This window comes from Paenibacillus aurantiacus, from assembly GCF_042431225.1.
GTDB lineage: Bacteria > Bacillota > Bacilli > Paenibacillales > Paenibacillaceae > Paenibacillus_Z > Paenibacillus_Z aurantiacus.
In genome coordinates, this window is the sequence record NZ_JBHMDO010000060.1 from 1 (window position 1) to 930 (window position 930).

General features: G+C 44.0%; 1 protein-coding gene. It reads left to right on the forward strand.

The features are described from left to right. A partial coding sequence (locus ACFFSY_RS35095; protein ID WP_377503245.1) for an IS110 family RNA-guided transposase occupies window positions 1-930 on the forward strand: 930 nt, incomplete at both ends.

Sequence of the window (930 nt, forward strand, 5' to 3'; positions counted from 1 at the left end):
AGGATTTATGAGACCTGTAATCGGTATTGATGTGTCAAAAGGAGAAAGTGAAGGGTTCATTTTGCTTGAAAGAAACAAACCGTATGGGAAATCCTTTCGATTTCAGCATACCCATGATGAAATGAATAAGCTGCTTATGAAATTGCAGGAGATTGAGGTTTTAACCGGTCTGAGACCAGTTGTGGTTCTTGAATCAACAGGACATTACCATCTAGGGATTGTATCCGTATTGAAGAAGAAGGGATATGAAGTCATTACGCTCAATCCGCTTATTCCACAACGAGCTCGTAAATCCAAACTTAGGAAAGTGAAGACGGATGCTGAAGATGCTAGACATCTAGCTGAGCTCTATTTTAAAGAGGACCTCAAGGTAGCCCAGCCACGGCCTTTTGAGCAGGACGAACTTCGATTCTTAAGTAGGCAGCACGAAATGATCAGCCATACCTATGTCCAGGCCCAGCTTAACTTTCAATCTATACTAGATCAAGTATTTCCCTTGTATGCTAGTCTATTTGGTCAGCTATTCTCCAAAACCTCACTTGAGGTGCTGAAGAGGTATCCAACACCTGAACAAGTTCTTGCTGCAGGTCATCATGAGATTGAGGCATCCGTACATGCGCAATGCAATCGCTCTCTTGCCTGGGCATCCAATAAAGCAGATGCGATTATCCATGCCGCTAATAACAGCCTCATCGTCGATTGTAGCCCTTCACAAGTCAGAGCTCTTCTCCTAATGATTGATTTACTCATGGAGTATCAAAACCATTTAGCGGAGCTTGAGCAGGCCATGAAGGCAAAAGCAACTAGCATCCCAGGCTTTGACTTGTTGTGCTCTATTCCTGGGATCGGAGATAAGCTCGCTGCAACTATTCTTGCAGAGGTTGGGGATGTTTCCTCGTTTGATCACGCCAAAAAACTCGTAGCATTTGC